11 protein-coding genes are annotated in these 7,186 nt (G+C 64.7%); all 11 read left to right on the top strand.

All coding sequences use genetic code 11. The features are described 5' to 3' along the window. Positions 1-291 precede the first annotated feature (291 nt). The 11 genes from IFT55_RS09670 to IFT55_RS09720 all read left to right on the top strand — a co-directional run bounded on the left by IFT55_RS09670 (position 292) and on the right by IFT55_RS09720 (position 7,099). Complete coding sequence (locus IFT55_RS09670) at positions 292-1,110, top strand: pyruvate, water dikinase regulatory protein (protein ID WP_192091455.1); 819 nt, start codon at positions 292-294, stop codon at positions 1,108-1,110. Beyond that, complete coding sequence (locus IFT55_RS09675; RefSeq protein WP_192091457.1) at positions 1,107-1,703, top strand: Maf family protein; 597 nt, start codon at positions 1,107-1,109, stop codon at positions 1,701-1,703. The genes IFT55_RS09670 and IFT55_RS09675 overlap by 4 nt, the downstream gene beginning before the upstream one ends. Then, complete coding sequence (locus tag IFT55_RS09680) at positions 1,700-2,509, top strand: shikimate dehydrogenase family protein (protein ID WP_192091459.1); 810 nt, start codon at positions 1,700-1,702, stop codon at positions 2,507-2,509. Before IFT55_RS09675 ends, IFT55_RS09680 begins: the two co-directional genes overlap by 4 nt. After that, entirely contained in the window at positions 2,506-3,102 is a 597-nt protein-coding gene (gene coaE, locus IFT55_RS09685) for a dephospho-CoA kinase (protein WP_342029273.1), read from the top strand. Before IFT55_RS09680 ends, coaE begins: the two co-directional genes overlap by 4 nt. A gap of 6 nt (positions 3,103-3,108) precedes the next feature. Further along, positions 3,109-3,795 (top strand): DNA polymerase III subunit epsilon, encoded by a 687-nt coding sequence (gene dnaQ, locus IFT55_RS09690; RefSeq protein WP_192091461.1) that lies wholly within the window; start codon positions 3,109-3,111, stop codon positions 3,793-3,795. 58 nt (positions 3,796-3,853) lie between these two features. Continuing rightward, a complete protein-coding gene (gene hpf, locus IFT55_RS09695) occupies positions 3,854-4,462 on the top strand; it encodes a ribosome hibernation-promoting factor, HPF/YfiA family (RefSeq protein WP_192091463.1) in 609 nt (202 codons plus the stop codon). Next, on the top strand, positions 4,462-4,929 hold the full coding sequence (locus IFT55_RS09700) for a PTS sugar transporter subunit IIA (RefSeq protein ID WP_192091464.1): 468 nt from the start codon (positions 4,462-4,464) through the stop codon (positions 4,927-4,929). The genes hpf and IFT55_RS09700 overlap by 1 nt, the downstream gene beginning before the upstream one ends. Continuing rightward, the gene (locus IFT55_RS09705) at positions 4,916-5,383 is read left to right on the top strand and encodes a PaaI family thioesterase (RefSeq protein WP_192091465.1); all 468 of its coding nucleotides are present in this window, start codon (positions 4,916-4,918) and stop codon (positions 5,381-5,383) included. Before IFT55_RS09700 ends, IFT55_RS09705 begins: the two co-directional genes overlap by 14 nt. Next, a complete protein-coding gene (locus tag IFT55_RS09710) occupies positions 5,380-5,715 on the top strand; it encodes a DUF1491 family protein (RefSeq protein ID WP_192091466.1) in 336 nt (111 codons plus the stop codon). Before IFT55_RS09705 ends, IFT55_RS09710 begins: the two co-directional genes overlap by 4 nt. Before the next feature lie 163 nt (positions 5,716-5,878). Further along, positions 5,879-6,538 (top strand): cell wall hydrolase, encoded by a 660-nt coding sequence (locus IFT55_RS09715; protein ID WP_192091467.1) that lies wholly within the window; start codon positions 5,879-5,881, stop codon positions 6,536-6,538. A gap of 66 nt (positions 6,539-6,604) precedes the next feature. Further along, a complete protein-coding gene (locus IFT55_RS09720) occupies positions 6,605-7,099 on the top strand; it encodes an MmcB family DNA repair protein (protein WP_249403746.1) in 495 nt (164 codons plus the stop codon). Positions 7,100-7,186: the final 87 nt, after the last annotated feature.

Raw genomic sequence — 7,186 nt, forward strand, 5'->3', positions numbered from 1 at the left:
TATAATAAGTAGAATCTATAAGACTGGTGGAAGAGGTTGGGCGGTGGGTTCCGGGGCTTATGGTGGATTGCCCGAAATGCCAACAGATTGACGTAGGCCGAACCGCACGGTTCCGCCGATTCACCGACGCCCGTCCCCATTATCCACAGCCTGTGGGGCAAACTGGTGCCTGTGCCGGGATTGTGGATGGATCGGGGATAAAAGCCCGGTTGCCCACAGCTTGGCGGCAAGCCCGAGTTGCGCTAGCGCGGACCCCCGACTTATCCACAGCCTTGTGCGCAAAGGGGCGATATGCGCCTGCATCTCCACCTGTTGTCCGACTCCACCGGCGAGACGCTGGAGAATATTGCGAAGGCGGCACTGGCACAGTTCGACGACGTCGATACGATGCGTCATTTCTGGCCGATGGTGCGATCCGAAACGCATCTCGAACGCATCCTGTCGGAAATCACCGTCAATCCGGGACTGGTGCTCTATACACTGGTCAACCCGGTGATCCGCCGCATGCTGGAGGCGCGTTGCGCGACGCTCGGCCTGCGCGCAGTCGCGCCGATGGACGCCGTGAGCAATGCGCTGTCGGCGCTGCTGGGCCAGGAAGCGAAGGCACGTCCGGGGCGGCAGCATACGCTCGACGCCGCCTATTTCGCGCGGGTCGAGGCGATTCAGTGGACGATCGCGCACGATGACGGCATCGCCTCGGAGGATTGGGAAGAAGCCGAAATCGTCCTTGCTGGCGTATCGCGTTCGTCCAAGACCCCGACGTCGATCTACCTCGCCAATCGCGGATACAAGACCGCCAATATCCCGATCGTCGTCGAAAGCCCGCCGCCGCCGATCCTGTTCGCGCTGCGCAATCCGCTTGTCGTCGGCCTGACGACCAGTGCCGACCGGTTGATCGCGATCCGCCGCAACCGACTGTTGTCGCTCAACCAGATGCCCGACACCGATTATGTCGAACAGGATGCGGTAGTGCGTGAACTATCCTATGCGCGGCGGATGTTCGCCGACAATGGCTGGCCGGTGATCGACGTCACGCGGCGTTCGATCGAGGAAACGGCGGCGGCGATCATCACGCTGGCGAACGAACGCCGGCTGGAGCCGCGCGCATGAGCTTCGTACTCGCCTCCACCAGTGCGTCGCGCCGCGCGATGCTTGATGCCGCCGGCATCGAGCACGATGCGATCCCCAGCGGCCTTGATGAGGATGCGGCGAAGGCGGCGCTGGCGGCGGAAGCGCTCAAGCCGCGCGACCTTGCCGATGCGCTCGCCGAAATGAAGGCGTTGCGCGCCGCGACGCGCGTTCCCGGCACGATGGTGCTCGGCGCAGATTCAGTCGTCACGCTCGCCGACGGTACGGTGCTCGACAAGCCGGTCGACCGTGCCAATGCCACAGCGCATCTGCGCGCGATGTCGGGCGGACGCCACGATCTGTTCAGCGCGGCGGTGATCGTCGAGGATGGCCGTCCGGTATGGCGTCACGTCGGTCATGCGCGGCTGACCGTCCGGTCGTTGTCCGACGGCTTCATCGAATCTTATCTCGACGCCGAATGGCCGGCCATTGCCGGCTGTGTCGGGTGTTTCCGGATCGAGGGACCGGGCGTTCAGCTTTTCGACCGGGTCGAAGGCGATCACTGGACGATCCTCGGCATGCCGTTGATCGAGGTCGCGCGCTATCTGCGCCAACGGGGGAAACTCGCCGCATGAAACCCTATGCTGAAGTGATCGGCGATCCGATCGCCCAATCCAAGTCGCCGCGGATCCATCGGTTCTGGCTGGATCAGATCGGCATGGATGCGGACTATCGGTCGTTTCACGTGAAACCCTCCGACCTTGCCGCCTATTTCGACGATCGGCGCGACGATCCGGCATGGCGCGGCTGTAACATCACCGTCCCCCACAAACTGGCGGCGCTCGATCATGTCGCCGATCCGGGCGACGTGCGGGGATCGATCGGGGCGATCAACACCGTATTCCGTGGCGAGGACCTTCGCTGGATCGGCACCAATACCGATGCTGCCGGCTTTCACGCTCCGATCGCCGGGCTGGACCTGACACGCCAGCCGGTGTGCGTGATCGGCGCGGGCGGCGCGGCGCGGGCAATTCTGTTCGCGCTTTCCAAGCTGGGCGTGGGACGGGTGACGATCCTCAACCGCAATCCGCTCAAGGCTGCCGCACTGCTCGCCACGTTCGGACTGAAGGGAGACGCGCTGCCGCTGACTGCACCGGTGCCTCCTGCCCGGCTGCTCGTCAACGCCAGCACGTTGGGCATGACTGGGCAGCCGCCGCTGACCATCGACCTCGCTCCCCTGCCCGAAGACGCCGTGGTGTACGACGCGGTCTATGCGCCGATCGAAACGCCGTTGTTGGCGCAGGCGCATGACCGGGGCCTCGATACCGTCGACGGGCTGGAAATGCTGGTCGGGCAGGCGGCATTGGCGTTCGAATTGTTCTTCGGCGTGGAGGCACCGCGCACCCGCGACGACGAGTTGCGCGAACTGCTGCTGGCGTGACCATCGTCCTCGGCCTGACCGGATCGATCGGGATGGGCAAGTCGACGGTCGCGACGATGTTCAGCGATGCGGGCGTACCAGTGTTCGATGCCGATGCGACCGTCCATGCATTGCAGGCACCGGGTGGTGCACTGCTGCCCGCGATCGAGGCGGCGTTTCCGGGAACGACCGGTCCGACGGGTCTCGACCGTCCGGCGCTACGTCAGGCGATCTTCGGCGACGATACCGCGCGAACCCGGCTCGAAGCGATCGTGCATCCGGCGGTGGCGATGCAGCGACAGGCGTTCCTTGCCGCGCATGCCGCTGAACCGCTGGTCGTGCTCGACGTCCCGTTGTTGTTCGAAACCGGCGGGGATCGGACCTGCGACCGGGTCGCGGTCGTTTCGGCCGATCCGGAAATCCAGCGCGCGCGCGTGCTGTCCCGGCCCGGCATGACGCCCGCGACGTTCGACGCGATTCTCGCGACGCAAATGCCGGACGATGATAAACGCGCCCGAGCGGACTACGTGATCGATACCGGTATGCCGCTGGACGCAACCCGGGCGCAGGTCGTCGCGCTGATCGCTTGCCTGGCGGTCGCCGAAGGCGGATAAGGACGCATGCGCGAAATCGTATTCGACACCGAAACCACTGGCTTCAAATTTTCGGAGGGCGACCGGCTGGTCGAAATCGGCTGTGTCGAACTGGTCAACCGGGTCGAAACCGGTCGCGTGTTCCACGCCTATTTCAACCCAGGGCGCATGATGCCGGCGGAGGCGCAGGCGGTTCACGGCCTGTCGGATGCGTTCCTGTCGGACAAACCCGCCTTTCATGCCGGCGTCGACGATCTGCTGGCGTTCCTTGGCGACAGTCCCCTGATCGCGCACAATGCCAGCTTCGATTTCGGTTTTCTGAACGGCGAACTGGCGCAGTGCCGGCGTGATCCAATCTGCCTCAGCCGGATGGTCGACACGCTCACCATGGCACGCAGCCGGCATCCCGGCGCGAAGCACACGCTCGACGCGCTGTGCAACCGATTCGGCATCGATCGCAGTCATCGCGTGCTCCACGGCGCACTGCTCGACGCCCAATTGCTGGCGCAGGTTTATGTCGAGCTGATGGGCGGTCGCCAGATCGGCTTCGGTCTGGATGCGGTTCCGGCCCCGACCGTCGCATCGACGATCGCGGTCGCGCCGTCGCGCGTCCGGCCGCCCCGCCATTTTGCGGCGAACGACGTCGAACTTGCGGCGCATGCCGCGTTCATCGCCACGCTGAAGCAGCCGCTCTGGGACCAGTCGTCGGCTTGACGCGTTGGTCCTGTCCGCCTCACAGCGGTATTTCGAGTTTTCAACGACGGAGGATTACATGGACATCCGGGTTTCGGGGCACCAGGTCGACACTGGGGACGCACTGAAGGAGATGGTCCAGGAGCGTCTCCAGGGCTTGGCCGACAAATATTTCCAGCGCGCGATCTCGGCTACCGCGACCTTCGGCAAGGGACCGCACGATAACGGCTTCGTCTGCGACATCGTGTGCCACGTCACGCACGGCCTCGTCCTCAAGGGGCATGGCAGCGGACAGGAAGCGCAGGGTACGTTCGCCGGTGCCGCCGACAAGATCGAAAAGCAGCTTCGCCGCTACACCCGCCGCCTGAAGGACCGTAATGCAGGTCAGGCGACCGCGCTGAACGAAGCGGGCGGGTATGACAACGGTTATGCCAATGGCTTCGACAATGCGGGCTATACCGTGTTCGGGGGCGACGAGCGCGAGGAGGAAGTCCCTGACGCCCCGCTCATCATCGCCGAAACCCGTGTCGACGTGCCCGACGCCAGCGTATCGGACGCGGTGATGATGCTCGACCTGCGCAACACCAACGCGCTGCTGTTCAAGAATAGCGGCACGGGTTCGTTCAACATGGTCTATCGTCGTCACGACGGCACGATCGGCTGGGTTGAGCCCAACCGCGCGGCCTAGTGTTCGATTTCCACGACCTGGTCACGCCGGGAACGGTGCTGGCGGATATTTCCGCCGGCACCCGAAAGGCATTGTTCGGCATCATCGCCGCAGCCGCCGAACCCATGTCCGGCGTACCGGCGAAGCTTGTCGCCGAAATGCTGGCCGATCGCGAAAAGCTCGGTTCGACCGCATTTGGGGGAGGCACCGCGATCCCCCATGTCCGGATCGATACGATCGACCGGGTGCATGGCATGTTCCTGCGGCTGCATCGTCCGATCGACTATGCGGCGGTGGACGACCTGCCGGTCGACCTCGTCTTCGCACTATTCTCTCCACCCGGTGCGGGCGGCGACCATTTGAAAGCGCTGGCGCGGGTGTCGCGGGCGCTGCGCGATACCGCGTTCCGCGCGAAGTTGCGCGGTGCGGGGTCCAGCGACGCGCTCTACGCGCTGTTGTCGGGTGTCGAGGCGCGTGACGCCGCCTGATCCGCCGCTCGACGGCGAAGCGGCGCACTTCCGCGCGCTGGAGGCGCTATATGCCGCCGCGCCGATAAACCGGCTGTTCGACTCGCGGCTGGAGATACCGCATGCCGGGGTCGCCCGGATCCATTTCACAATCGACGACCGTCATTTCCATGCGGCGGGCGCAGCGCACGGCACCGCTTATTTCAAGATGCTTGACGACGCTGCCTTTTATGCCGCCAACAGCCTCGTCACCGATCGTTTCCTGCTGACGACGGCATTCAACCTGCTGCTTACCCGCCCGCTGGGGCTGGGGCCGGTCGTCGCCGAGGGACGCTGGGTCAGCGGCCGCCGCCGGGTGTTCATCGCCGATGCGCATCTGATCGACGCGACCGGCGAGGAAGCATCGCGCGGCACCGGCACGTTCATGAAAAGCCGTATCGCGCTAGCCACGCTGCCCGGCTATGGCGGCGCATGAGCGACTGGCCGACGCATCTGCGCGTCAACGCCTTCGTCCGCGCGGTCGAACAGGCGGGCGGACAGGCGATGATCCTTGCACGCGGCGATCGCGAATCGGGCGTCATCCTGCTGCTCGCGATCGATCGGGATGGTCCGCCCCGGCTGTTCGAACGTGAACGCAAGCTGGACGGAAGCGCGGTCATCGCCCAGCGCAGCCCGGAATCGAACGAAGAAACTGTACTTACAGCCTATTGGCAGCGGCGTCGCGCCAGCGATCCCGACATCTGGGTGGTGGAGGCGGTCGTCGCAGCGGCCGAACGGTTGGCCGCTGAAACCCTGTGGGCCGATTGACACCAAAGCGTAACGAACCCTAGGCCGCTGGCAACAGGCACAAGCGTTGTGCCGGTCGGGGTGCGATACCGATCGGTTACGCAGTCGGGGGGCACGCCCGTTCATCTGGTTCCGGCGACGGAAGCACGCTGAACGCGCACCAACCGCATAATAACGACGGCAGATGAAGTTTGGTTTTCCCACGGCGACGATCGCCGCCGTGACATTTCTTGCCGGCGTTGCCGCCGGTCTGGCCTCGCCGGTTCTCGCAGAGGAGACCGTCTCGCCGACCAGTCTGAATAACCTCTCGGCCGCGCCGAAGGTTCCCGCGACTCCCGCCGTTTCGACTTCCGCGGTGCAGTTCGCTCCCCAGACCGAAATCGTTCAGGACGTCACCGTGACGCCGGCCATTGCCACCACGGACGACGCCGACTTCTCCTCGCTCGATGCCGCCGTCGCCGCGCAGAGCGCCACGATCGACGACGAAGAGCTGAATTGCCTCGCCGTCGGTGTCTATTATGAATCGAAGGGCGAGCCGCTCGCGGGCCAGCTGGCCGTCGCCGATGTCATCCTCAACCGTACCACGTCGGGGCGCTTCCCGGCATCGATCTGTTCGGTCGTGAAGCAGCCGGGGCAGTTTTCGTTCGTCAAAGGCGGCAAGCTGCCCCAGGTCGACCCCGGCCGTCGCGCATGGAAGACCGCCGTCGCCATCGCCCGTGTCGCGGCGAAGGATTTGTGGGACAGTCCTGCCAAGAACGCGCTGTACTTCCACGCGCGTCACCTCAGCCCGAACTGGGGCAAGGCACGTGTCGCATCGGTCGGTAATCACGTGTTTTATCGCTGAACGCTGACCAGCGAACGGTCCGCCGTTCGCACTTCCATCGTTCGTGGAATGTTCTATACCGGCGCGATGGCCAGTATCGCCCCCTCCCCCGTCATCCTGTCCGACACCCGGCCGCCGATCGCGGCCGAAGTCGCGCGCGGCGTCACTCGTATGCTGCTTGCGCATGATCTGACCGCGATGCCTGAAGTGCCGCTGGACGGCGGTCGCCGAGCCGATCTGATGGCCATCGACGCGCGCGGACAGATCGTGATCGTCGAGATTAAGGTGTCGCGTGCCGATCTGTTCGGCGACGGGAAATGGACCGATTATCTCGCCCATTGCGACCGGTATTTCTGGGCGGTCCCGGCGGGCTTCGATGTCTCGCCGTTGGAGGGAGAGGTATTTATGCCCTCCCGCACCGGTATCATCGTCGCTGATCGCTACGAAGCGACGATCCTGCGCGAGGCCAGCACGACCCCCCTGCCCGCGCATATCCGCAAGCGAGGCACACTGTCCTTCGCCCGGCGTGCGGCCCGGCGACTGATCGGGTGTCTCGATCCGGATGCGATTCAGGGGTTCTGACCCCTTGGCTAAGGAAACGCCCTAGGCGGGATCGACATTCAGGATTCCCAAATGTGTTGAAGGCTGATTCATAGTCATCCGTGCTGA

This window comes from Sphingomonas sp. CFBP 13720, from assembly GCF_014842075.1.
Classification (GTDB): Bacteria; Pseudomonadota; Alphaproteobacteria; order Sphingomonadales; family Sphingomonadaceae; genus Sphingomonas.